Below are 26,039 nucleotides of genomic sequence, written 5' to 3'. Positions count from 1 at the left end.
ATTGATGGATAAAATTGACTTCTTGTTTGTAGGCGTAGGAGGACAGGGGGTGTTAACTGCATCTAGGTTGGTATCTAGTGTGGGATTTAAGAGCGGTTATGACGTAAAACTAACTGAGGTTCACGGCATGGCACAAAGAGGGGGAAGCGTAGAGAGCGCTGTAAGGCTTGCTAAAAAGGTGCACTCTCCTCTTTTATCAAAGGGCGAAGTTGATTTTCTTGTGGCTTTTGAGTGTTTGGAGGCTGCAAGGTATTTGGAATATCTAAAGCCGGACGGCAAACTATTAGTTTCAGATGAGATGTTGCCTCCCTTGTCCGTGATATCTGGAAAAGCTGAATATCCTGTAGACATAATGGATAAGATAAAGGATCTTGGTTTTGATTTCGATCTCGTTAACGCTTCAAAATTGGCAAAGGATGTGGGAAATCCAAAGACAATAAACATTATTATGATGGGGCTATTATCAAAATATCTGGATATTCCAGAAGATTTGTGGATAGAATCTATAAAGGAGTCTTTACCCGAAAGGCTTCATGAGATTAATTTGAAAGCTTTTATGGTGGGGAGAAAGTACGAGTAAAGATTTATAAAAAAAAGCCTTAGGAGGAGGAGAATATGAAAGTAAGACAATTAGCAATATTTATGGAGAATAGGGCAGGAAGGCTTGCTGAATTGACAGAGGTTTTAGCAAAGGGAAAGATTGATATCAGGGGGTTTTCTGTAGCCGATACTGCAGAGTATGGTATATTTAGAGTTCTAGTAGACGACCCTGCAAAGGCTAAAGAGATGCTTAAAAATGAGGGATTCACTGTAAAAGAGACCGACGTTATATGCGTTGACGTTCCTGATATCCCAGGAGGACTACATAAAACTCTTAAAATTCTTGCTGATGAAGGGATAAACGTTGAGTATCTGTATTCTGGCGTTGGTGGATTTGTGGTTTTTGACCTTTCGGATACAGAAAAAGGAATAAAAGTACTTCAAGATAACAATATAGGAATACTGTCTCATTCTGACATTGTAGCAAGAAAAATAAATAATTAAACTAATTTCTAAGGAGCCTGTATATGATATTTAATCCAGACTATGAATGTATGCCAAGAAAAAGGATTAAGGATTTGCAGCTTTCAAGATTGAGAGGGATTCTTTCAAGGGTTTGGGAAAACGTTAAATTTTATAGGCAAAAGATGGAAGAAAAGGGTCTGTCTTTGAAAGATTTAAGAACTCTTGAAGATTTCTCAAAATTCCCCTTTACTGTAAAGCAAGATCTTAGAGATACCTATCCCTTTGGGCTCTTTGCCGTGCCCGAGCGCGATGTGGTGAGGCTTCATGCATCGAGCGGAACTACAGGAAAGCCTACTGTAGTAGGTTATACTGCAAGAGATTTAGAGACTTGGGCTGAGCTTACTGCAAGGGTACTTTATGCAGGTGGTCTAAGACACGACGATAAGGTACAAAACTTTTTAGGATATGGTTTGTTCACTGGGGGTCTTGGGATGCATTATGGTGCTGAAAAGATTGGCGCTACAGTTATTCCCACTTCTGTAGGTAACAGCGAAAGGCAGATAAATATTATGAAAGATTTTGGTACTACGGCTATAATAGGAACCCCATCGTATACTCTTCACCTGGCTGAAGTTATGAAGGATATGAATATAAAGAGAGAAGACTTAAAATTGAGAGTAGGGTTTTTTGGAGCTGAACCATGGACGGAAGAGATCAGAAAAGAACTGGAGTCAAGTCTTGGAATTATTGCAACAGACAATTATGGACTATCTGAAATAATGGGGCCTGGAGTGGCAGGTGAGTGTCAGCTAAAATCCGGCATGCACATCTGGGAGGATCACTTCCTGGTGGAGATCATAGATCCTGAGACATTAGAGCCGGTAGAACCTGGAGAAGTGGGAGAATTGGTAATTACATCACTTACCAAAGAAGCACTGCCCATCATCAGATATAGGACAAGAGACATTACATATCTTATTGAAGAACCCTGTGGTTGTGGTAGAACTATGGCAAGGATAGGCAAGATAAAGGGCAGAACGGACGATATGCTTATTGTAAGAGGTGTTAACGTCTTTCCTTCTCAAATTGAGGAGGTCTTAATTAGCACTCAAGGAGTATTGCCTCACTATCAAATAGTTTTGGACAGAAAAAATCATCTGGATATTATAGAGGTTTTTGTTGAAGTATCAGATAATATCTTTCAAGATAAGATGAGGTCTTTAGTGGAGATGGAAAGAGGACTTACCCATAAACTAAAATCAGTTCTTGGGATAGACGTAAAGCTTAGGCTTGTTGAACCAAAGACTATAGAGAGATCTAGCGGAAAGGCAAAAAGGGTGGTGGACAAGAGAAAATTAAGCCCTTAAAGGAGTTTTAAATAAATGATAGTTCTTGGTATAGAAACGTCCTGTGACGATACAGGCATTGCTGTTGTAAAGGATGGATCGTTAATTTGCGAAGTAAGATCTACTCAAGAAGAAGTTCATAAAAAATTTGGTGGTGTAGTGCCTGAAGTAGCTTCTCGGGAACACTTTAAGACACTTTTGCCGCTTTATGAAATAATAAAAGAAAAATTTAGCGAAAAAATTGATGTAGTAGCTGTAACTGTAGGTCCAGGACTTCCTGGCTCTCTTTCATTGGGACTTTGTTTTGCAAAAACTATAGCGCTTTGTGAGAATGTGAAAATAGTTGGAGTTAATCACCTTGAAGCTCACTTGCTAGCTTGCTTGTTGGAATATCGCTATCCTAAGTTTCCTACATTGGGAGTAATAGTCTCTGGTGGTCATACCGAGATAATTTTATGGAGTGGGTGGGGTGTATACGAAAGGATAGGTTGGACAGTGGATGATGCAATAGGAGAGGTCATTGACAAGATAGGAAGAGAGATGGGCATATCATACCCTGCAGGGAGCGAGATAGAGAGATTATCTCAGAGCGCTAAAGGTGAAATCAAGATATCGAGGCTTAAAATGGAAGGTTATATGATGAGCTTTAGTGGGATAAAGACGGCTGCTTTGAGAGAATTTAGAAAAATTTCTTCAAAAGAGGATTATCCTTCATTTGCACTTGGACTGCAAAATTCTCTTTTTAGCTCTCTTTCTACAAAGATTGAAAAAGTGATAGAAGACTATCAGATAAAGGAAATAGTGTTAGGAGGGGGTGTTGCGGCAAACGGCATTCTAAGGAATAAGGTTGAAGAAATTTGTAAAAAATATGGCCTTGGCATGATGGTACCGTCTCCAAAATTTTGCGCTGACAACGCTGCCATGGTGGCAATTTGTGGATATGATAAGACCCTTAGAGGAATTTCTGACGATTTGAGTCTAGATTATAGACCAGATTGGAAGATTTGACGACTTGGATCTAGCTTCTATATTTAAAGATTTTAAAACCAAGCACAAGGCAAATCTAACTGTATTAAATTGGTCAAAATATCTTGGTCCCGGCATTCTAATTACTGTTGGATTTATAGATCCTGGCAACTGGGCATCAAACATTGCTGCTGGCTCTGACTATTCTTATAGTTTGCTTTGGATGGTTACTCTTTCCACAATAATGCTAATTTTGTTGCAGCAAAATGCATCAAAGATAGGTATGGTTACGGGGCTTTGTATGTCTGAGGCAACCATGAAGTTTCTAAAGCCGATATATGGTTACTTTATTCTTGGAACTGCACTGATTGCCTGCGTTTTTACCTATTTTGCAGAGGTTTTGGGGGCGGCGATAGCTCTTAATATGTTATTTAAGATACCTCTGATAATAGGTGTTGTTCTCACGAGTCTGATTGTTGTCTTCATGCTATATTCACAGTCGTATGCACACATTGAAAGATATATTATAGCGTTTGTTTCACTGATAGGTTTTTCTTTTATATACGAGCTTTCAATCATAAATGTAGACTGGAGAGCTGCTGCTATTGGCTGGGTGATGCCCAGTATACCTCACGGATCAATTTTTGTAATTTTAAGCGTATTGGGTGCGGTAGTAATGCCTCATAACTTGTTTTTGCACTCTGAGATAATACAAAGCAGAAAATTTGACGTAAGCGATGAAAAAAAATTCAAAAAACAGGTTAAGATGTCATATTTTGACACTATTTTTTCGATGGGCATAGGATGGGCTATAAATAGTGCGATGATCATCCTGGCTGCGGCAACCTTTTTTGCACATGGACTTCACGTAGACGAGCTCCAAAAGGCGCAAAAGATCCTTGTGCCACTGATTGGCGATACGTCATCTCTTGTATTTGCTCTGGCTTTGCTGTTTTCTGGTTTTTCATCATCTATCACTGCATCTATGGCTGGGGGGACTATACTTGCCGGGATGTTTTCTGAACCGTATGACGTAAAGGATATCCATACTAAGGGCGGGATATTCATAACAGTATTTTTTGCTCTGATTTTAATGTTTTTCACATCAGACCCGTTTCAGGGGCTTTTGTTATCTCAGGTACTCCTTAGCTTTCAGCTTCCTATTACGATTATTTTGCAGCTATATCTTACCTCTCAAGCAAGAGTTATGGGCATGTACAAAAATTCCAGATTCTTAAATGCTATCCTTTGGATAATCGCAATAATCGTCATATATTTAAATGCGCTTTTGCTCTTGCAAACCTAATCAACTCACAAAAAAATTTCTGCACTCTTCTAATTAAATCCTTGTATAATACCGACTTTTCACATTTTTTAAATTATATTTTGGTATAAAGCTAATTGAAATTAAAAGTATAAAGAGCAAATGTAGATAAACTGAGAAAAGGATCTAAGGAGAGAAAAATGATAATTTCAAAATCAAATGTAAATTTGCAATCTGTCTCTTCTTATGAAAAGAGCGTTGTAAAAAATGAGAAATTGCAAATTTTTAACAATAATTCAAATGGAAAATTAAGCACTGCAGATATTTTGAACGATGGTTTAAAGAAAGCTTTTGGCGATCTTTAAACTGCAATCCAACCAAATGTAGCTCAAAGTAGCGGCAACAATTGGGGAATGATTTTTACAAAAAATGAATCGCTGCACGAGGTTGAATCCCTTAACTTCAGCGCGTCTGGAACACTGACGACTGCTGCGGGTCAAGAAATTCCAATTAATCTAAATCTAAATCTGGGCAGGGAGTTCTTTCAGGAAAATTCTACATCTATCAGCGCTGGAGATGCAAAAAACGTGGATCCACTGGTGATAAATTTCCAAAACAATACTATTGCCTTTTCAGAAAAGACTTATTCATTTGATCTAAATTCAGACGGCAAGCCCGTACAGATAAGCTTTCCTACAAATGGCAGCGGCTTTCTTGCGCTGGACAAAAATAACGATGGTGTCATCAACAACGGCAGCGAGCTCTTTGGGCCAAATACAGGCAATGGCTTTAACGAGCTAAGCGCTTATGACTCTGATCACAATGGCTTTATAGATGAAGGGGATCTTGTATATAGCAAGCTAACCATATTAACCAAAGATCCCTCTGGCAGCGATCAACTACATTCCCTAAAGGATATGAATATTGGGACGATAAGCCTTCAGAATACAGCAACAATTTATAATTTTAAAGACTCAAATAACGTCAGTCAGGCTGCTCTGAAAAGAATGGGATTCTATGTATCGAATGATTTTAGAGCTGGTTCTGTGATGGAAGTTGATCTAAAAATTTAGATCTCTTCAATAATATCTTCTCATAAATATTTTGCTTAGAATTGTCTTTTTACAATTACATCTATGGCACTTGACAAATATTGTTTTAAATACTAATCTTAGTTCAATAAAAGCATCTTTGTATATATCTTAAGCATTCTTCAGAAAGAGGAGGGAGGCTTTACATATTAGGCTTAAGAAATGTAGAAGGCTTTTATTATGGTAAACAATATTTCCTAAAGGGGGTAATTCAGAAGATGAGAAAATTAGCTTTTGTCTTTTTATTAGCATCACTTCTCGCCTCCCTTGCAGTTCCAGCTATGGCAGGACCATTCTCAGATGTACCAGCTAATTCCTGGGCATACAAAGCAGTGCAAGATTTAGCAGCAAAAGGATTGGTCATTGGTTATGGCGACTCAACTTTTAGAGGCGAAAGAACAGCCACTCGTTATGAGATGGCAATGGTAGTTGCAAGAATGCTCGACACCTATGAAAAAGGTCAAAACGCTCAGGATCAAAAGATCCAGTTAAATGCTAACGACATCGCAACACTTATGAAGTTAGCAGAAGAGTTTAAATCAGAGCTTGCATCGCTAAACGTCAGAGTTGCAGCACTTGAGAAAAAAGCAGCTCTTGACACTGTGAACTTCACAGGAGATGCAAGATTTAGATTTGGCAGCGAAAAGGCGACATATTATAAGCTTGCATCAGTTTGGCGTGGTGATGTGTGGAATGTATATCCTGTAGTTACTTCAAATGCTTCTCAAAATGGATTTATTACGCTTGGTGTAACTGATTATAATCCAGCTACAACTGAATTTCCTGATCAAAAGAACAATACCTTTATGCGTTATAGAGTTAGATTAAACGTTGCAGCGCCGGTTGCAGACAACATATCATTTAACGCAAGGCTTACTATGGAGAAGAATGCTGGAGTAAACAGCAACGGATCTTCTAATAGCAATCCAATTTATGCATCTCTTACCGGTTATAACGACGATAGCAACACTCTTTATGTAGAGAGATCTTACATCACATGGACTCTTAACCCATATCCTGTAACCTTCGTCCTTGGCAGACTTCCTACTATGGATTCAGGAGCATATTACAGCAACCTATTTATGGACACAGGCACAGAGGGTGGAATGGTGGTATTCGATCTTAGCAATATGCTACCATCCACCTCAGTTTCTGCAGCATGGGTCAAGCTCTTTGATGCAGGCTCTATTACCTCTTCACAAGAGGAGAGCGGTCTTAAAGACAAAGATGTGTATATCTTGAACCTCAAGACGAAGCTCTTTGACGCTATTGGTTTAGAAGCAGACTACGGCAATATTAATAAATTTAACTGTTTTGGCGGCTTGGATTATTCTATTAATTATGGAAATAATAATATATTAAACTTTATTTCTAATTACCCACCTCTTACATATGGAAAATTCAATTGGTGGGCAATAATAGCTAACTGGAATATTTATAACGTAAATATGTGGGCAGGATACAATGGTACTTCAATTGATATGCCAAGCTATGATGTGAGTGGAGATCGTTTGATGGGAGTTAACTCTGTAAATGGCGGAGCATTCAGAATAGGCGCTACCATTCCTCTTCCAGTAGGAGCTATTACAGGCGACTTCTGGTTCGGTAACAACAAGTGGTACAATCCGATGATAATCAATACTATGGGCTCAACTGATTACAAAGACTACTACAACGTCTACTACACGCTCCCAATAGCAAAAAACGCAACCTTAACTCTTAACTACGACTATTGGAAAGGCAAGAAGCCATATAATTCTGATTTTGTGAACGGTTGGTATTATACCTTCAACCCAGACCAAGTTGATAAGGATCAAAGATACTATATTCAGATGGACGTAAAGTTCTAAAAACTTAACTTCAGCCCCCTGAGAAATCAGGGGGGTCTTTAATTTTTGCTTCATATTTTATCATGTTTACTTCCTGCAATGCCCTCTCCTGAGAATGTTTTAAGATCTTTTTTAAATGAAAATTTTTTGAAAGAAAATTTAGGTAATATTTTTTGATTGTGATAATAATATACTTAATTTATAAATTTTTAAAAAATAAAAATATATATAAAAAAAATAATATTTTAATAATTTTGAAATTCTAAAAAAATATTAGAAATGGCTTGAAATAAAATAAAATTTGTTGAAAGAAATTTAAATTCAATTAGTAATTTTTAAATAATTGATAAAAATTGTGTATATATATTTTTTAAATTTGAATGATATAATTTTAAAGACTTATATAAAGTAGGTCTTTTTAAGTACTGTTAGAAAATGGCAGACAATTCTGATAGAAGGGAGGTTGAAATAGGGATTGTAAAAATTTTTCAAATTTTTTTATTTTATCTATTTAAGGGGGTCAGTGAATGAGCAAGACGAATTTCAGGTGGGTAATTATCGGTTTAGTCTTTTTTATTACAGTTATTAACTATGTAGACAGAAGTGCAATTGCATTTGCAATGCCAATTTTGAGTAAATTATTTCATTTGAGTCCAGAGGACATCGGTTTAACTTTGGGAGCTTTTAATATTGGCTATGCTTTGATGGTGTTTGTGGGTGGATTGCTTGTTGATAATTGGGGAGCTAGAAAGGTTTGGTTTTGGGGAGCACTAATTTGGTCGGCAAGCATATTTTCAACAGCTTTTGCAACAGGATTAGCATATCTTTTTATTGTGAGACTACTTCTTGGTTTGGCCGAAGGCCCAAACTTTCCTGCAATGAATAGGGTAGTAGGCGATTGGCTTCCACTAAAAGAAAGGTCTACTGCTTTAGCAAATGGTTTGGTTGCTGTTCCTTTCGCACTAATGATTGGTGGACCAATAGTTACATCTCTTTCAACATTATTTGGATGGCAAGTTATGTTTATGATTCTTGGTATTGTAGGTATGATTTGGGCACCTGTTTGGCTTTATTTCTTTAGAAACTTTCCAGAAAGGTCAAAATTTGTAAACGATGCAGAGCTAGCTTATATTAGAGAAGAAGCTAATGTTGATAGAAATAGAACAAGCCTTGAGATTAGGCGCGAACACACTAAGGTACCAAAAGGTCTTTGGAAATTTTTACTTACTAATCCCACGCTTTTATCTAACGATTGGGCCTTTTTTGTATTTGGTTATAATTTGTTTTTCTTTATGGGATGGTTACCGACATTTTTGGATAAGACTTATCACATGAATGTTATGAAAATTGGCTTATTTACGGTTTTGCCATGGGCTTTAGCTACAATTTTGTTGTTCCTTGATGGCAGGCTTTCTGACAGGATACTTGCAGCTACGAAGAGTCTAAGAAAAGCTCGCTCACATCCAATCTGGATAAGTCAACTTTTAAGTGGTTTAAGCCTTATTCCTATCATGCTTTATCACGATGTAAATATTGCGATGATATTTATTGCTTTGGCGGTTGGATTGGGTATGGCTGCAAATCCAAATTATTACGCTACGAACATTGACGTCATAAGACAAAGATCAGGAACGGCACTTGGAATAATGGATTTTGGGTTTGCTGTAGCAGGACTTATTGCATCTACTTTGACAGGTTTGATCGTTCAGGTTACAGGTTCCTTTGTAGGTGCTTTTGGATTTTTGCTATTTCTTAACCTTACATCAGTGGTTGGTGTACTCTTGTTTCATCATCCGGATAGAGAACAATTTAAGGCTTAAAAACAATAAATTTCCAGGTGGGACTAATATTCCCACCTGGAAAAGATTGTGAAATAAAATAAAGAACTTTGTTTTTTTGGGCAATTAGGTTCTAAAGAAAGAGTTCTTAAGAAAGGAGGGAAGATGGACCTGGTGTAGGGGCTTAGTCTTCAGGAAAAGAAAAACTTTTCTTAAAGATTAAGTTAGATCTATGTATGAATTTTAGTAAAAGGAGATGAAGATTTTGAAGTCAAAACTAAAAAAGGAGCTAAATCTTCTAGATCTAACTATGTTAGGCCTGGGTGGAATAGTAGGTTCTGGCTGGCTTTTTGCTTCACAAAAAGCAGCCAATCTTGCTGGGCCTGCTGCAGTTTTTGCATGGGTAATTGGTGGAATTTGTGTATTTTTTATTGCTTTAGTTTATGCTGAGCTTTCAGGAATGCTTCCAGAATCGGGCTCTTTGATTCGATACCCACAATATACCCACGGGAACTTTGTGAGCTATGCTTTGGCTGTTGCATTAATTATAGGTGACTCTTCAGTTATAGCCATTGAAGCTCTTGCAACAGTTCAGTTTGCAAGTTCCTATTTGCCATTTTTGTACAATAATCATCAAGTAACATTTGTAGGTTGGCTGTTTACGATGGGTGTAATAGTAATTTATTTCTTGTTAAACTACTGGAGTATAAGAATTGCTGGCAAAACTAATACAATTATTACGATATTTAAGTTTTTTACTCCAACTGCAACGGTGTTAGTTTTGTTTACCTGCTTTAACCCAGCAAATCTTACTCAACATGGAGGATTTGCCCCATTTGGATTTCCTGCTGTTTTGGCTGCCGTTTCAAGTGGCGGTATAGTTTTTGCATACTTAGGATTTAGACAGGCTGTAAACCTTGCAGGAGAGGCGAAAAATCCAACAAGGGATGTTCCACTAGCTGTAGCTATGGCTGTAGGGCTAGCAATAGTATTGTACGTTTGTTTGCAGTTGGTATTTGTAGGGTCTTTGCCTCCCCAAGAGATTGCAAAGGGTTGGGGACATATTAATTTCAGATCGCCTTTTGCTGAAATACTACTATTGTTGAACATTCATTGGTTAGCTGCTATAGTATTTGCCGATGCTGTAATATCTCCTTCTGGCACGGGTCTAATCTACATGACTTCAACGTCAAGAATTATAAACGCTCAATCGCTAAACGGTATTTTCTGGAAGGTATTTGTAAAAGTTGATGAAAAGACTGGCGTTCCGAGATATGCCCTCTGGCTAAGCTTGATTTTAGCTTTAATATGGACTGCTCCTTTCCCATCATGGAATAAATTAGTAGGTGTTGTTTCAAACGCAATTGTGTTGACTTATATGATTGGTCCTGTAAGTGCGGTAAGTCTTAGAAAATTTGCTCCAAATCTTTATAGGCCATTTAAAGCTGAACCTATAACCCTTATATCTTTGATAGCATTCATTGTGTGTACTCTTCTCATAGACTGGAGTGGATGGTCAAACGTTTCAGTTCTAATTGCTGTAGACTTGATTGCATTTTTGCTTTATTTCTATTTTGTAGCTACCAGAGATGAGCTGAAGAAGGATCTTGGCAAGAATGTAAGGTCAGGGATATGGCTTATATGTTACATGCTTTTTGTTGCCCTTATGAGCTACATTGGAAGTAAGCACTTTGAAGGACTCGGAATCATAGAATATCCGTTTGATCAATTTATATTAATTCTTGTATCTATAGTTTTCTTCTTCTGGGCTGTAAATAGTGCACATTATACTGATGACATAAAGGAAATAGTAGAAGAAAGAGGTGACGAAGTATCAAAATTTGCTGCAAAATAGTTAATAATATATAAAATAATAATAAAAATTATTATTGGGGGCGCTTTTAAACGCCCTCAATAATTTAGAGGAGATTGCATGGAAATAGCGGATCTTTCTAAATGTAAGCGTATCTTTATACAACTTTTAATATTTGGTTCAGTAATAGAACAAATTATGAGAGCAAGGTAAATTTCAAAACCAAATAGTTTTTAGGATTTAATTAGAATCGAAATTGTTGCTATTTTTTTTACAAATTGATATCATTTACATATGCTAAAACATGTCTTTGTAAGAGTAGAAGGAATAGTTCAAGGAGTTGGTTTTAGGCCCTTCATATATAGACTTGCTAAAGAACTATCTTTAAATGGTTATTGTTTGAACGATACCGAAGGTGTAACTATTGAGGTTGAGGGGGAAGAAGAAAAACTCGATAAATTTTTGATAGCGATAAAAAACGACTTTCCTCCTCTAGCAGTAGTAAACAGCATTCGTTCAGAAAAGAGAGAAATGGTAGGATATAAAGATTTTGTTATTGAAAAGAGCAAACAAACTGACAAAAAGACGACTTTTATATCTCCTGATACAAATATATGTGATGATTGCCTTAGAGAGTTATTCGATAAAAACGATAGAAGATTTCACTATCCTTTTATAACCTGCACAAACTGTGGACCTAGATTTAGCATTATATATGACATACCCTATGACAGAAAAAATACTACAATGAACCATTTTGAACTTTGTCCTGAATGTAAAAAAGAATATCTTGATCCGCTTGACAGAAGATTTCATACCCAACCTACTGCATGTCCTTTGTGTGGTCCTAGCGTTTATTTATATGATAAAGACAAAAACCTGATTAAAGAGAAAGTTGACGATGTAGTACAAGAGACCTATAATCTCTTGATGAAAGGAAAAATAATTGCAATTAAGGGTGTAGGGGGATTTCACCTTGCTGTTGATGCAAAAAATGACGAAGCTGTGTTAGAACTAAGAAAGAGAAAAAGAAGACCATTTAAGCCATTTGCTCTCATGGCAAATATTGAGACTATTAAAGATTTTTTATATACAACAAAAAAGGAACTAGAACTTCTAACCTCACGAGCAAGACCTATAGTTTTATTGAAACAAAAAGAAATTGCTTTAGAAAAGATCAGCAAATATATTGCACCACATCTAACCTATATTGGAATAATGCTTCCTTATACTCCATTTCAGTATTTACTTTTTGATAAAGGCAAATCTATGGTTCTAGTTATGACAAGTGCAAATTTGTCTGATGAACCAATAGTCTATAAAGATGACGTTGCTTTTGAAAAACTTTGTAATATTGCTGACTACTTCGTCACGTACAATAGAGAAATTGCAATCCAAAGTGATGACAGCGTAATGTTTGTCTTAAATGAAAAGGAATTCTTTATTAGACGTTCGAGAGGTTTCGTTCCAGTGCCTTTTTTTACAAAAAAATTTAATAAACATATTTTTGCAGCAGGAGCTGATCTAAAGAGCAGTTTTGCGCTATCTAAAGACAATGTAATTTTTTTGAGCCAGTATCTTGGAGACCTTGAATCTGTAGATACTTACAACGTTTTTAAAAATACCCTAAAACACTTTGAGAAAGTTTTCGATATAAAACCCGAAATCTTCATTTCTGATATGCACCCAAATTATTTTACAACGAGGCTTACTAATGAGATATCTAATAATTCACAAAGGTTTTTTATTCAACATCATCATGCACATGTTGCAGCTGTGATGGAAGAACATGGTATAGAGGATGAGGTTATTGGGGTTGCATTTGATGGAACAGGATATGGTTTAGATTCTAAAATATGGGGTAGTGAGTTTTTGCTTGCTAACAGGAAAGAGTTTAAAAGAGCTGCTCACTTTTCATACTTTAAGCTGCCAGGATCCGAGAAGGCAATTAAAGAAGTATATAGAATAGGCCTCTCTTTACTCTATGATTTAGGGTTGAATAACAAAGAAGTGACGAAATATATAAATTTTGATAATAAAGAGAATATAGAAATTGTCTTAAACATGTTAAAAAGGAATATAAATTGTCCGCTAAGTTGTAGTATTGGAAGGCTTTTTGATGGTATCGCTGCAATATTGGGAGTTTCAAGCGTAGTCAGTACAGAAGCTGAAGCAGCACAAAAATTGGAAGAATTAGCCTTAGTTGGGAAGAAGATATATCCGTTAAAAATAGAGCTTGATTTGTCAGGTGAAATTGAAGTCCCTGTAAAGGAAATAGTTAAAAATATTTTGGAGTTAAAAGAAAAAGGTGTGCCTGTCGAAGATATTGCTTTATCCTTTCACAACGCTGTTTCAGAAATTAGCGTAAATTGTGTCCAGGCTATCTATGATAAATACAAAGTCAAAAAAGTTGTTTTATGTGGTGGGTCATTTGTAAATAAAATTTTGTTGAAAAGGATTTGGGAAGTTTTAGAGCTTTTTGGTTTTGAGGTTTTTTTACCCCATAGAGTTCCTTTAAACGATTCGTCTATTGCACTTGGTCAGATATGTGTTGGAAAAGAGTTAATAAAGTAATAATTTTTTACTTTTTTAGAATTTTTGTGATAATATAAAGTTTATCTTGTTTTTCCGAATTGAAAGAATATGCCAAAAATTAAAAAATTTATTTTATTAAATATTATCATACTCTTAGGTTATCTATTGCTTTCATGGATACCTTCTATTTTGTTTTCTGGCATCTCCCCTTTCTGGCCACCGGATGCCCTTGCAGTTTTTTCAGTGCTCATATGGAAAGAGTACCCCCTTCTTGGCATATTTTTGGGATTATATTTTGCTAATATATTGTTTTTTAATTGGGGGATAAATTTTTCATTTTTTGTAGCTTTTGCAGATACTTTTGCACTTTTGATTAGTCTTCTTATTATGAAAAGATTAAGATTTGATTTTAGCGATGTATTCAAGGATGTTAAAAATTTCCTGATTTTTGCAGTTTTTTTATCCATCATTAAACCGCTTGTTTCTTCTTTATGCGTTTCATATATCTTTCTAATCTGCGAAAAGATTCTTTATAGTGATTTATTAAGTTTTATAGAGAACTGGTTTATATCAGAATTTGCTACCATCATATCCATTACACCCTTTCTTTATTTGCTCTGGATTAAGCGGAAAAATTTAAAAAACGTATTTAAATCAAAGAAAGACTTTGTAGAATTTTTTATACTTACTTTTCTAACTCTTGTTCTTTGGCACTTTTGCTTTATGTCACCAAATTTAGATAATGGCATAAGAATAGGACTCTTATTTGTTGTAATTTTGCCAACTGTATGGTCTGTGTTCAGTCTTGATTTTCTTATTACATATTTTCTCATTGCTTTAGTATTTTTGTTAATGTTTTATGCGACTGTGTTTGGGTTTGGACCATATTATTTTCTTATGAAAGGAAGCCCTATTTTTGATGCTGAAGTTTTTTCTTGTGCAATGAGTTTTGCTGTATTACTATTTTCTGTTTTAAAGAATCAAATAGAAAGAGGACAGGCTTTCAATAACGCAATGGTAGAGCACACCCTTGCTGGGATAGTTGTAGTGAAAAATAGAGTAATTTTATCAGTTAACAAGAGATTTTTAGAGATGCTTGGATATAAAAATATGAGCGATCTTGTTGGAAAAAGTTCCAAGATATTGTATTTTGACGATGATCATTTTGAAAGGATAGGAAAACTTTATGAGGAACTTACTACTAAAAAGACTGCTCAGTTAAGAGACGTTAAACTTTTAAGGGCTGATGGGGGGTATTTAATTTGTGATATTTCTGGTGGAGCTATAAACGAAAAAGAAAATCTAATGAATGCAGTTACTGTATGGACCTTTTTTGACGTTACTGAAAGGTATCAGATGCAAAGGGAAAAAGAACATGAATATGTAAATCAGTTAAAGAAGTTATCGAGAATTAATACTCTTAGAGCAAGTGTGAATAAAATAATCTTAAGCACGGAGTCTGAGAAAGACCTTTTTCAATCTGTATGTGATCTTACTCTTTATTATACAAGAATGCTTTTTTCTTATATAGCACATCCAGATCGAGAAGACAAAATAGTTTTTTTTGCAAGGTCAGGAAATGCTGATTTTTTAGAGAGAATTGATTTTAGCGTAGATTTAGAAGAGAGCATAATTAAAAACGTAATGTCTTATGTTTGGAACGAAAAAAAGCCTGCCTATATACAATCTTATGAAGAATTTGATGTGTCTAAAGGCATAAAAGAAAAGCTTTTAGCTTTAGGGGTTAGGTCTGTGGCCGGTCTGCCAATATATTTTCATGAGAAGTTGTATGCTATTTTTGTTTTAGCAAGTGATGAAATTAATTATTTTGATTCAGAACTAAAAGATGTTTTAGAAGATTTAGCAAGAGATATTTCTAATGGTTTAGAAAGAATTGAACTTTTGCAAACTGAACGAAATCTTATGGTTATTCAGGAAGCCCTTCTTGAGAACACATTGGCTGGAGTTTTAATGACTAGAGAAGAAAACATAATTAACGTAAATTCAAGGGCTTTAAACATTTTTGAGTATCATTCGATTAATAATTTAATGGGAAAATCTATGGAAATCTTGTTTTCTTCTGCAAACGATTATGAAAAGCTAAAGAAAGTTTATTTTGATGCGAAAGACTATAAAAAGGCATTTATAAATAATGTAAAGATGATAACGCAGAATAAAAAAGAGATTTACTGCGACATAGGACTTCGTCTTGTAAAAATAAGAGATGAAGAATTAGCCATCTGGACACTTATTGACGTTACAGATAGATTTAATTTGGAGATTAAGCTGCACGATCAGGCGAGAAATGATCCTCTTACAAATCTGCCAAATAGAAGAGCTTTAATGGAAGATTTACAATATGTTGTGGCAAGAGCGAAAAGAAATAAAAATATGTTTGCAGTTTGCATGATAGATCTTGACGATTTCAAAGTTGTAAACGATACTTTTGGCCACAGCATGGGAGACAAACTTCTTAAAGAATTTGCAAATAGGCTTCGACTAAATCTTAGATCTAGTGACCTGGTGACAAGGATTGGCGGAGACGAATTTATAGTTGTAATAGAAGAGCTTACTGGCGAAGAATATATAAATCAACTAGAGAGCGCTTTTAGTAGGATGCATCTTGCAATTGAAGAAGAGTTCGAATTAATACCTGGAAAAAGTGTAAAAATTGGAATGTCACTTGGAGCATCAATTTACCCGATTGATTCGACTAAACCAGACGAATTAATTAGAAAGGCTGATGTTGCAATGTATCAAATAAAACAACAAAAAAATAATAGAGTAAATTGGTGGCAAATAGGAGTAAAATAGAAGTTAGATAATTTATTCCTGGGATCACGTTACACACTATCTAACTCGTTCTGTTGGAGGCGTAGGAGAGAGCTCCTTAGGAATCCGTATTGGCTGCTGCATGCAGCAAAGGTGTTAAAACAAAAGATAGAATGACCTGTTCAATACTTAAGAGCTAAGATAGATTAGGTAGATTTTTTTAAGTTGGCTTTGTATTTGTCATAAAAGCTAAATATGTGTCTTATTCTTTCTACTAAAGGCGGATGTGAATAGTTGAAGAATACATAGAGTGGGTGAGGTACAGGATTTGATAGGTTATCTTTGTATAATTTAACAAGAGTATTTTTAAAAGTTTCGGGATCCATAGTTAGTTTTATCGCAAATTCATCCGCTTGATATTCATTTAATCTCAATATAGGCATAAATATCAAATTAAAAATAATGTTTCCAAGAGGCAAGAATATTGTGAATATTATAAATATTTTGTTATACAAAGAATTGTTAAAACCAAAGATATTAGTTACAAAGTTCATTTGAAGCAGTTTTTCGCTAACAAACATGGCCAAAAATATTACTAAAGCGTTTAGCAAGAACATTTTAATAATGTGATTGTGTTTGAAATGACCTAATTCGTGAGATAGAACTGATATTATCTCAGAGTGATTGTGATTTTTAAGAAATGTATCAAATAGGACCAATCTTTTTTTCTTTCCAAAACCTGTAAAATATGCATTTGAGTGAGTCGATCTCTTTGATGCGTCCATTACGTAGACGTTTTCAAGGGAAAACCCTGTTTTTTCCAGAATATCCTTTATCTTTAATTCCAATTCTGTATCTGTTAGAGGTGTGAACTTGTTAAACATTGGGGCAATAAATATGGGATAGATATATAGAATAAAAAAGCTTAACAATATAAGAAAACAAGAAGATAATATCCACCAAATTGGCCCTGATATGCATATAAAGTTTATTATTATGAACAAGACCACAAAAAGCAAAATTGCTCCCAAAATTGTTTGCAGGCACATATCCTTTAAAAACAATTTTTTTGTTATTTTACTAAAGCCGAAAAATTTTTCAATGTAGAAGGTATCAATAATAATAAAGGGCAACTCAACTACTTTAAGTGCTACGTAAAAAGAGACAAATAATAAAAAGGCCTTTATAAATTCAAATGTTTGGAGCTTATATATTTCTTTTGATATTGATTGGATAATATTTGTTGCAAACAAATAAAAAAATACAAGGATCTCTACAACTCCTTTAACTATTTGAATAGCTATTTTTGACTTTTGGTATTTTATTAAGGATGTTGGATTTTCCACAGTGAATATTTTTTTAATTTTTTCTAAATTATTTATGTTAATATTCCTGAGATTTAAAAATTCTAAGAAAACTCCAAACAAATTTACTGTTATCACAAGAAAAATAAATAAGTAGCCTGTCTGCTGCAAAGATGTCCTCCTTAAATAATAAATACTTTATTTCCAACATATTAATTATACTAGTAATATAATTGTTTTTACCTTTCAAAAAAAATAAATAATTTGTAGTAGAATAAAAATAACATAAATAATTAAGAACAAGCCACAAATAAATATTTGAATTGCTTAGGAGGATATTTTGAAAGGCAAAGTTGTAAACTGTGCTATTTCAACTGAAAGAGGAGTTCCGAAAAGCAGCGTTCAATGCATTGAACTTATTGAAAATTATGGCGCAGTTGGAGATGCGCATGCTGGTCTTTCTCAAAGACAAATTAGTGTATCAAGCCTCTCTACGTATTCAAAAGGAATTGCAAAAGAACTTAACTTGAAGCCAGGCGACTATGCTGATAATATTACAGTTGAAGGAATAGATGTATATAAGATGGGTATAGGTACTAAATTTAAAATTGGACAAGAGGCTATATTACAAATAGTTGAAATAGGCAAGGGGCCAAATGAGCATCTTGAAAAATCTAGATATTTGCAGTTTAATAGACCTCACAATCAGATGTTAAAAGAGGGCGTATTTTGTAAAGTTTTAAAAGGTGGTAAGGTTTGTGTAGGTGATATTGTAGATTTTGACATTTGATGTTTGACAATTTTTAAAAGGGTTTTTATAATAGCTTCGTTTGAAAGGTAGGGTTTCAGATGAGAGTAGATGTCTCGCAAATCCTTGATGATGTGGGAAGCAGTATTAGAATTAAGACTCAAGAAGCTGCTCAATTTGACGAGCCCTCTCTTGAATTTTGTTCGCCAATTGATTTTGATTTGACTTTGACAAATGTAGGAAAAGCTATATTGGTACAGGGCAAAATTAAGGGAACGCTTGTGATGGAGTGTGCAATCTGTCTTAATAAGTTTAAGCAGAAGATTGAGTTTGAGCTTAACGATGAATTTGTTAAGGGTAAGCCTAATGAGGATCAATTTGCAATTCATGGTAAAGAAATTGATCTTTCGGAGCTATTGAGGCAGGAGTTTTTGTTGTGGTTTCCAATGAAACCTGTTTGTGTTCTTTGTAGAGAAGATATTAAGGAGGTTAATATTAGTGGGAGTACCAAAAAAGCGTCGTTCTAAAATGCGTCAAAATACTAGAAGACCGTATATTATAGAAGGAGATTTACCAAATATTATTGGTTGTCCTCATTGTGGGGCCCCAACACTTGCGCATAGAGCATGTTCTAAATGTGGAACGTATAGAGGAAGGGTTGTACTTACAACCAAAGCAGAAAAGGCGGAAGAATAATTTAAGGTAAGAATATAACAACTTGATTTCTATAGCTTTTGACCTTTTAGGCGGAGATAAAGCACCAGAGGAGACTGTGCGCGGTCTCGTTCTTGCAATGGAAACGAGATCGGATTTTATTACTTATGCTGTAGCTACAAAAGACGTTTTTGATAGATACCAAAAAATCTTAAATCCTTTTTTGTCTTCTGGCAGATTAAAAGAAATTACTTGTGAAAACGTTTTTGAAATGGATGATGAGCCTGTAAAAGCTTGGAAAGAAAAAAAAGGTTCTAACTTGCATAAGATGGTAGATTTAGTTAATGAAGGATTTGCTTCTGGTTGTATATCTTTGGGTAGCACTGGTGGTTGTTTGGTAGCAGGCACATTGGGGATAGGTAGGCTAAAAGGTATTGAGAGACCTGCTATAGGTGTTCTTTTGCCTTCAAAGCAAGGGGGGTTTCTTCTAATTGATGCAGGAGCAAATGTTGACGTAAAGCCCAAAAATATTTTGGATTTTGCTAGAATGGGCAGCGTATATATGAAATTTCTTGGCTTTGAAGATCCAAGTGTAGGTCTTTTTAATGTGGGAGAAGAAAAAAGCAAGGGGGACAGACTAAGGCAAGAGTCATATGAGCTTCTTTCGAGAAGTGATATTAATTTTGTTGGAAATATGGAAGGAAAGGATGCTTTTTTTGGTAAGTGTAGCATTCTCGTTTGTGATGGATTTATTGGAAATATTTTTTTGAAAACTACAGAAGGAGTTTCAGATTATTTAAGATATGAAATGAGAGATGCTATAAGACAAAGTTTTATGACAAGATTAGGCGGAATGCTTTTATATCCTGCTTTGGCAAGAATAGTGAAACGTGCTGATTACTCCAATTATGGTGCTGCCCCTCTTTTGGGTGTAAAGAAGGTTTTTTTGATTGGGCATGGAAGAAGTGGACGTATTGCAGCGAAGAATGCTATATTACAGACTGTAAAGCTTTGTTCTGAAAATCTAATAGAAAAGGTAAAAATCGTAGGTGAAAGTTAAAGACGTAGGAATATACGGTTGGGGTTCATGTGTACCTGAAGGCGTAGTTACAAATTTTGAGCTTGAAGGTATGGTTTTGACCTCTGATGAGTGGATAAGAGAGAGAACTGGTATATTAAAAAGACATGTTGCATGTAGAGGAGAAAAAACGTCTAATTTGGCTATTACTGCTTTGCAAAATGCATTAAAATTAGGAAACGTAAAACCTGATGAAATTGATCTAATTATTGTGGCAACGTCTTCTCCAGATATGCTTTTCCCTGCTACTGCGTGTATAGTACAGGATGCTATTGGAGCAAAAAAAGCAGCTGCTTTTGATTTGTCTCTGGCATGTACTGGTTTTGTATATGCACTTTGTGTAGGAGCACAATTTATACAAAACAATGCTTACAAATGTGTTGCGGTTATTGGAGCAGATATTCTTACAAGATTTATTGACTGGTCCGATAGAAAGACTGCAATACTTTTTGGAGATGGTGCGGGCGCCTGTATTTTGAAGAGTAAGCCTGGCAATGAGTGGTGGTTTTTTTTGGGAAGTGATGGAAGTGGAGCAGATCACCTGAAGATATCTGGAAGTGGTTCTAGCGATCACGATCGCTTTGGAACTTCTCAAAAAAGATTGCCAACTATACAAATGAACGGACAGGAGGTTTTTAAATTCGCTGTAAGGTCTATGGTCCAATCCGTAAAGAATGTTATTGAAGAATCAAAATTAAGCTTTGATGATATATCAAAGATTGTTCCTCATCAGGCAAACAAGAGGATAATAGAATCTGTAAGAAAACATCTTAAGCTAGATAACGAAAAGTTTTATGTGAATGTGGAACGCTTTGGCAATACTTCTGCAGCATCAATACCTATTGCTATTGACGAAGCCTATAGATCTGGCGTTATCAGATCGGGCGATAAAATAGTTCTTGCTGCGTTTGGAGCCGGTTTTGCATTTGGATCGGGGTTGATATCTTTATGAGTAAAAAGACTGTTTTGCTCTTTCCAGGACAGGGATCTCAATATTTGAATATGCACTTAAAGTTGAGCGAAAAGTCGCAAGAATTTATAAGAAAAATGTTAGAAGATTTAGATTTGACAAATATATTAAAATTAATGTCAACATCTGAGGAATCTTTGTTGCCTACTAATGTTTCACAAGTTGCTATTTTAGCTACAAGCTTAGGTTTTTTGAAAGATCTAACTGATAAGGACTTTTGTTTTGAGGCTTCAGCCGGTCATAGTCTTGGTGAATATGGAGCTCTGGTTGCTTCAGGTGTACTTTCCTTCAAAGATGCTCTGAAATCTGTTTATGTTAGAGGACGTCTTATGGGTGAGTGCGCCGCAAAACGTGGAGGTAGTATGGTAGCTTTGCTGGGATTTGATATAAAGATGATTGAATCTCTTTGTAAAGAGGCTTCACGCTTTGGTGTGTGTGTTGTAGCAAATGAAAATTCTAATCAGCAAATAGTAGTTTCGGGTGAAAACAGTGCAATAGACTGGGTTTTGGAAAATTATAAAAGTTTTGAGATAAAGAAAGCTATAAAGTTAAAAGTAGAAGGTGCATTTCATTCTCCTCTGATGGAGGACGCAGCAAAGGAATTTAGAAAATTTTTAGAGAGTTTGGAATTTAAAGATTTTAAAATTCCAGTTTATAAAAATATTGATGGGCTTCCTTATAAAGATAATAAAGATATTCCAGATATTTTGTCAAAGCAAATAATTAGTCCAGTAAAGTGGACTGATACTATTGAGAATATTATTCGTGATGGATATGAAAGTTGTGTTGAAGTTGGTCCCAAAAATATACTTACAACAATGTTAAGGCGCTGGACTAAACTAGAGTGCAGTGCCTTAGATGGAGAGTGATTAGACATGACGTTAGAAGGAAAGGTGGCCATAGTTACTGGTTCAAGCAGAGGTATAGGTAAGGCTATAGCTAAAGCCTTTGCTGTGGAGGGGGCGAAAGTTTTGATTAATTATGCCTCTAACGATGAAGCAGCTAAGAAAATTAAAGAAGAATTAGTTAGTATGGGTTGTACAGTTGAAATTTTTAAGGCATCAGTTGAAAAAGAAAGTGAAGTGAAAGCGCTTTTTGAACAAGTAGACACTTTATTTGGCAGAATAGACATCCTTGTGAATAATGCTGGCATAACAAGAGATGCATTAATATTAAGAATGACAGAATCCCAATGGGATGAAGTAATAGATGTGAACCTTAAAGCTGCTTTTTTGTGTTCGAAGGAGGCAGCTAAAAGAATGATAAAACAAAAGAGCGGCAGAATTATAAATATTTCTTCAGTTATTGGGCAAATAGGAAATCCAGGTCAGGCTAATTATTCTGCTTCAAAATCGGGATTATTTGGGTTGACGAAATCTCTTGCAAAAGAACTGGGTTCAAGAGGAATACTTGTCAATTCTATTGCTCCTGGTTATATTGTTACAGATATGACCTCAGGGCTTTCTGATGAGATAAGGAACAAATTACTTTCATCGATTGCCCTAGGTAGGCTCGGTACTCCTGAAGACGTTGCAGAAGTTGCGTTGTGGTTGGCTAATTCTGCGAATTACGTAACTGGGCAGATTATTTCTGTAAATGGTGGCATGTTTTAAATTTGAAAGGAGGTGAATTTAATGAGTGAAAACGAAATATTTGATAGAGTTAAAAAGATTATTTCAAATCAGCTTGGAATAGAAGAGGGAACAATAGAGATGAATTCTTCCTTTGTTGACGATTTGGGAGCTGACTCGTTAGACACAGTTGAGATGGTTATGGCTTTCGAGGAGGAATTTGGAGTTGAAATTCCAGATAAAGAGGTTGAGAAAATTAAAACTGTTGGAGATGCTGTAAAATTCCTATACGAGAAAGTAGGAGAATAGGAATTCGTGTTTTTTAAATAAATTTAAAAATTTGTTTGGTTATTATAAATTTTTTTAGGAGTTAGCGAAATTTGAAGAGCAGCATCCTTAAACCACTTAAGTTTGGGAAAATAACGATCCCCCTGCCGATTTTGCAGGGGGGAATGGCTATTAGGGTATCGACTGCGCCCCTTGCAGGAGCTGTAGCAAGGGAAGGTGCAGGTGGCATTATTGCGGCAACAGGTATGGGTGACGAAGAACTTATAAATCAAATCAGATTAGCAAGAGAGATTTCTGAAGGTAATGGAGCTATTGGCATAAACGTAATGTTTGCTTATAGCGAATTTGAGAGAGTAGTTAAAACAGCTATTGCAGAGGGAATTGATTTTATTGCTACTGGTGCCGGGTTTTCGAGAGATATCTATAAATGGGCTAAAGAATCTGAAACACCGATTTTACCCATTGTTTCTTCTGCTAAATTGGCCAAACTTGCCGAGAAGTTGGGAGCAAGTGCGATAATACTTGAAGGTACAGAAGCAGGAGGTCATTTGGGGACTGACAGATCTACCTGGGACATTATGCCTGAAATTTTGGAAGTTATTTCTATTCCGCTTATAGTAGCTGGTGGAATTTATTCTGGCAAAGAAATGGCCAGGGCTTTGAAGATGGGTGCCAGTGGAGTTCAGGTAGCCACAAGGTTTGTTCTTTCAGAAGAATGTGATGTTAGCCCTGTCTTTAAAAAAGTACTATTAGAAGCAAAAGCTGAAGATGTAGTTAAGATAATGAGTTCGGTGGGCTTTCCCGGAAGGGCCATTCTTACTCCGTTATCAAAAAAGATTATTGAAGGCAATCCCCCTAAGCCGAAAGTATGTGAGGGTTGTATTAAAAAGTGTACTCGATCGTTTTGTATTAGATTAGCTCTAGAATCGGCAAGGCTTGGTGATTATGAAAATGGACTTTTCTTCAGCGGTTCAAACGTTTTCAGGTATAATGATATTCTTCCCGTGAAGACAATTATAGAAAATTTTGTACGTGAAGCCGAGGAGGAGCTGTCATGAAAAAACGTGTAGTTATTACAGGAATGGGCTGTGTTACCCCGCTTGGCAATGATGTAGATACATTTTGGAATATGCTTAAAAATGGAAAAAGTGGCATAATAAGAATTGACGATTTTAAGCAAGTATTTCCATCTATGATTGCTGGTAGGGTAAAAAACTTTGCTCCTGAAAGATATTTTGATAAAAAGGATGTAAGACGTACTTCTAAGTTTGTTCAATTTGCTGTTGCTGCTGCTCAAGAAGCAATGGAAGATTCAGGTCTTTTAGATGTAGCAGATAGAACCAATATAGGCGTATGTATTGGTTCAGGCGTTGGCGGAATAGATATTATGGAAGAACAAGCTGTGGTACTTTATGAAAAAGGGCCAATGAAAGGATCGCCATTTATGGTTCCTATGATGATTGTAAATATGGCTTCCGGCTACGTAGCTATTAAGTTTGGACTAAAAGGTCCCAACTTTGCACCTGTTTCTGCCTGTGCTTCAAGTAATCACGCTATTGGAGAGGCATTTAGAAGTATAGTTTACGGAGATGCAGATGTAATGCTTTGTGGGGGAGCAGAGGCTGCTGTTACACCACTTGCAATAAATGGTTTTTGTGTGATGAGGGCATTGTCTACCTGTAGAAACGATACGCCAGAACTTGCAAGCAGGCCATTTGATAAGTCAAGAGATGGCTTTGTAATGGGAGAGGGATCTGGCATAATAGTTTTAGAGGAGTTGGAACATGCTTTAAAAAGAGGTGCTAAGATTTATGCCGAACTTGTGGGTTACGGCGCATCTTGCGATGCATATCATATGGCAGCCCCGGATCCTTCAGGTGATGGCGCATATACGTGTATAAATAGGGCCTTGAAGGATGCAGCTATATCATATGAAGAAATAGATTTGGTGAATGCGCATGCAACAAGCACTCCTGCAGGCGATGAAGGTGAGTTGAAAGCTATAAAGAGAGTTTTTAAGGAACACGCAAAAAATATTTTTATTACTTCAAATAAGTCGATGATAGGACATTTGCTCGGTGCAGCTGGTGCTGTAGAACTAATTGCTACTATTATGTCTTTGAGGGAAAATTTTGCGCCACCTACCATCAATCTTGACGATCCTTGTGATGAGGCTGAAGGGTTGAATCTTGTGCCAAATAAGGGGCAGGAAATGAAAAGGTGTGAATATGCTATATCTAATTCCTTTGGATTTGGCGGACATAATGCCTGCTTGATAATTAAAAAGTTTAGAGGCTAAAGTGCCAAAAAAAGAATTAGTTTTGGAAACGTTTTCTAAAATATCAAATGTTTATGATTATATGAATGATTTCATGACCTTTGGCATGCACAGAGATTGGAAAAACTTGCTTGTAAAGGAAACTTTTAAATTTTATAAAGGCTCAGACGTTCTTGATATAGGAAGCGGAACAGGCGATCTGGTTTTTTTGATCAAAAAAAAATTTCCAGATGTTAAAGTTGTAGCTCTTGATATAAACGATAACATGATTGAAAAATTAAGATATAGGTTAGAGAGAAAAAAAATTAAAGATGTAGAAATTGTAAAATCTTTTGCTGAAGACATGCCTTTTGAAAATGAATCTTTTGGTGCTGTTGTTTCTTCTTATACTGTTAGAAATCTGGAAGATGTAGAGAAATCTTTTAAAGAGATATACAGGATTACAAAGAAACCAGGAGTTTTTGGCTTTCTTGAACTTTCTGAGCCAAAGGTTTTTAAGAATTTGTTTTGGCTTTATTTAGATAAAATTTTGCCCTTTTTTGGGGGTAAGATAGGTTGTAGAGAAGAATATGAGTATCTTGGGCAATCTCTTAGAGCTTTTTTGTCACCCGAAAAGATTGCCCTTTTACTAAAAAGTGTAGGCTTTAAAAAGGTTTATATTGCACATGTATGTGCGGGGGTTAGTACTATTTATATTGCAGTAAAGCAATAAACTGCTTACAGATTCAAGACTTTAGGTTATATTCAGA

The 26,039-nt window shown here is 35.6% G+C and carries 24 protein-coding genes; 23 read left to right on the top strand and 1 reads right to left on the bottom strand.

All coding sequences use genetic code 11. The annotated features are described in order from the left end of the window. The first annotated feature begins 4 nt into the window (after positions 1-4). From THENA_RS07435 to THENA_RS07385, 12 genes are all read left to right on the top strand, one after another. Positions 5-580, top strand: a complete 576-nt coding sequence (locus tag THENA_RS07435) for an indolepyruvate oxidoreductase subunit beta (RefSeq protein WP_013756787.1) — start codon at positions 5-7, stop codon at positions 578-580. 35 nt (positions 581-615) lie between these two features. After that, entirely contained in the window at positions 616-1,044 is a 429-nt protein-coding gene (locus THENA_RS07430) for an ACT domain-containing protein (RefSeq protein ID WP_013756786.1), read from the top strand. A gap of 23 nt (positions 1,045-1,067) precedes the next feature. Next, positions 1,068-2,372, top strand: coding sequence for a phenylacetate--CoA ligase family protein (locus tag THENA_RS07425; RefSeq protein ID WP_013756785.1), 1,305 nt, complete (start codon positions 1,068-1,070; stop codon positions 2,370-2,372). 15 nt (positions 2,373-2,387) lie between these two features. Next, a complete protein-coding gene (gene tsaD / locus THENA_RS07420; protein WP_013756784.1) occupies positions 2,388-3,359 on the top strand; it encodes a tRNA (adenosine(37)-N6)-threonylcarbamoyltransferase complex transferase subunit TsaD in 972 nt (323 codons plus the stop codon). 4 nt (positions 3,360-3,363) lie between these two features. After that, entirely contained in the window at positions 3,364-4,623 is a 1,260-nt protein-coding gene (locus THENA_RS07415) for an Nramp family divalent metal transporter (protein ID WP_013756783.1), read from the top strand. Positions 4,624-4,781: 158 nt separating this feature from the next. Beyond that, positions 4,782-4,946 (top strand): hypothetical protein, encoded by a 165-nt coding sequence (locus THENA_RS09935; RefSeq protein WP_154645342.1) that lies wholly within the window; start codon positions 4,782-4,784, stop codon positions 4,944-4,946. A 48-nt stretch (positions 4,947-4,994) separates the two neighbouring features. Then, positions 4,995-5,654: a hypothetical protein gene (locus tag THENA_RS07410; protein WP_052296071.1), complete on the top strand. Its 660-nt coding sequence runs from the start codon at positions 4,995-4,997 to the stop codon at positions 5,652-5,654. 236 nt (positions 5,655-5,890) lie between these two features. Next, complete coding sequence (locus tag THENA_RS09720) at positions 5,891-7,522, top strand: DUF3373 family protein (RefSeq protein ID WP_013756782.1); 1,632 nt, start codon at positions 5,891-5,893, stop codon at positions 7,520-7,522. Between the two features lie 506 nt (positions 7,523-8,028). Next, positions 8,029-9,321, top strand: a complete 1,293-nt coding sequence (locus THENA_RS07400; protein ID WP_013756781.1) for an MFS transporter — start codon at positions 8,029-8,031, stop codon at positions 9,319-9,321. Between the two features lie 223 nt (positions 9,322-9,544). Further along, positions 9,545-11,134 (top strand): APC family permease, encoded by a 1,590-nt coding sequence (locus tag THENA_RS07395; protein ID WP_013756780.1) that lies wholly within the window; start codon positions 9,545-9,547, stop codon positions 11,132-11,134. A 252-nt stretch (positions 11,135-11,386) separates the two neighbouring features. Then, positions 11,387-13,666, top strand: coding sequence for a carbamoyltransferase HypF (hypF, locus tag THENA_RS07390; protein WP_013756779.1), 2,280 nt, complete (start codon positions 11,387-11,389; stop codon positions 13,664-13,666). A gap of 69 nt (positions 13,667-13,735) precedes the next feature. Beyond that, the gene (locus THENA_RS07385; RefSeq protein ID WP_013756778.1) at positions 13,736-16,441 is read left to right on the top strand and encodes a sensor domain-containing diguanylate cyclase; all 2,706 of its coding nucleotides are present in this window, start codon (positions 13,736-13,738) and stop codon (positions 16,439-16,441) included. A 164-nt stretch (positions 16,442-16,605) separates the two neighbouring features. Here THENA_RS07385 and THENA_RS07380 read toward each other — a convergent pair whose 3' ends face one another. Next, entirely contained in the window at positions 16,606-17,874 is a 1,269-nt protein-coding gene (locus tag THENA_RS07380; protein WP_013756777.1) for a M48 family metallopeptidase, read from the bottom strand. A 169-nt stretch (positions 17,875-18,043) separates the two neighbouring features. Between THENA_RS07380 and THENA_RS07375 the strand changes: the two genes are divergently transcribed. From THENA_RS07375 to THENA_RS07325, 11 genes are all read left to right on the top strand, one after another. Continuing rightward, positions 18,044-18,493: an MOSC domain-containing protein gene (locus tag THENA_RS07375; protein WP_013756776.1), complete on the top strand. Its 450-nt coding sequence runs from the start codon at positions 18,044-18,046 to the stop codon at positions 18,491-18,493. Between the two features lie 59 nt (positions 18,494-18,552). Next, complete coding sequence (locus THENA_RS07370) at positions 18,553-18,978, top strand: YceD family protein (RefSeq protein WP_013756775.1); 426 nt, start codon at positions 18,553-18,555, stop codon at positions 18,976-18,978. Then, the gene (gene rpmF, locus THENA_RS07365; RefSeq protein ID WP_013756774.1) at positions 18,950-19,147 is read left to right on the top strand and encodes a 50S ribosomal protein L32; all 198 of its coding nucleotides are present in this window, start codon (positions 18,950-18,952) and stop codon (positions 19,145-19,147) included. Before THENA_RS07370 ends, rpmF begins: the two co-directional genes overlap by 29 nt. 22 nt (positions 19,148-19,169) lie before the next feature. Next, positions 19,170-20,165, top strand: coding sequence for a phosphate acyltransferase PlsX (gene plsX / locus THENA_RS07360; protein ID WP_013756773.1), 996 nt, complete (start codon positions 19,170-19,172; stop codon positions 20,163-20,165). After that, complete coding sequence (locus THENA_RS07355) at positions 20,155-21,135, top strand: beta-ketoacyl-ACP synthase III (RefSeq protein WP_013756772.1); 981 nt, start codon at positions 20,155-20,157, stop codon at positions 21,133-21,135. Before plsX ends, THENA_RS07355 begins: the two co-directional genes overlap by 11 nt. After that, on the top strand, positions 21,132-22,022 hold the full coding sequence (locus THENA_RS07350) for an ACP S-malonyltransferase (RefSeq protein ID WP_013756771.1): 891 nt from the start codon (positions 21,132-21,134) through the stop codon (positions 22,020-22,022). The genes THENA_RS07355 and THENA_RS07350 overlap by 4 nt, the downstream gene beginning before the upstream one ends. 6 nt (positions 22,023-22,028) lie before the next feature. Next, positions 22,029-22,766: a 3-oxoacyl-[acyl-carrier-protein] reductase gene (fabG, locus tag THENA_RS07345; RefSeq protein ID WP_013756770.1), complete on the top strand. Its 738-nt coding sequence runs from the start codon at positions 22,029-22,031 to the stop codon at positions 22,764-22,766. A 21-nt stretch (positions 22,767-22,787) separates the two neighbouring features. Continuing rightward, positions 22,788-23,033, top strand: a complete 246-nt coding sequence (locus THENA_RS07340; RefSeq protein ID WP_013756769.1) for an acyl carrier protein — start codon at positions 22,788-22,790, stop codon at positions 23,031-23,033. A gap of 71 nt (positions 23,034-23,104) precedes the next feature. Further along, positions 23,105-24,070, top strand: a complete 966-nt coding sequence (locus THENA_RS07335) for an NAD(P)H-dependent flavin oxidoreductase (RefSeq protein ID WP_013756768.1) — start codon at positions 23,105-23,107, stop codon at positions 24,068-24,070. Beyond that, positions 24,067-25,311, top strand: coding sequence for a beta-ketoacyl-ACP synthase II (fabF, locus tag THENA_RS07330; protein WP_013756767.1), 1,245 nt, complete (start codon positions 24,067-24,069; stop codon positions 25,309-25,311). Before THENA_RS07335 ends, fabF begins: the two co-directional genes overlap by 4 nt. Position 25,312: 1 nt before the next feature. Continuing rightward, positions 25,313-26,002, top strand: coding sequence for a ubiquinone/menaquinone biosynthesis methyltransferase (locus THENA_RS07325; RefSeq protein WP_013756766.1), 690 nt, complete (start codon positions 25,313-25,315; stop codon positions 26,000-26,002). Positions 26,003-26,039 lie beyond the last annotated feature (37 nt).

Source organism: Thermodesulfobium narugense DSM 14796 (assembly GCF_000212395.1).
Taxonomy (GTDB): domain Bacteria; phylum Thermodesulfobiota; class Thermodesulfobiia; order Thermodesulfobiales; family Thermodesulfobiaceae; genus Thermodesulfobium; species Thermodesulfobium narugense.
Note: the sequence above shows the minus strand (reverse complement) of the source record. Positions and strands in the feature narration are given on the sequence as shown.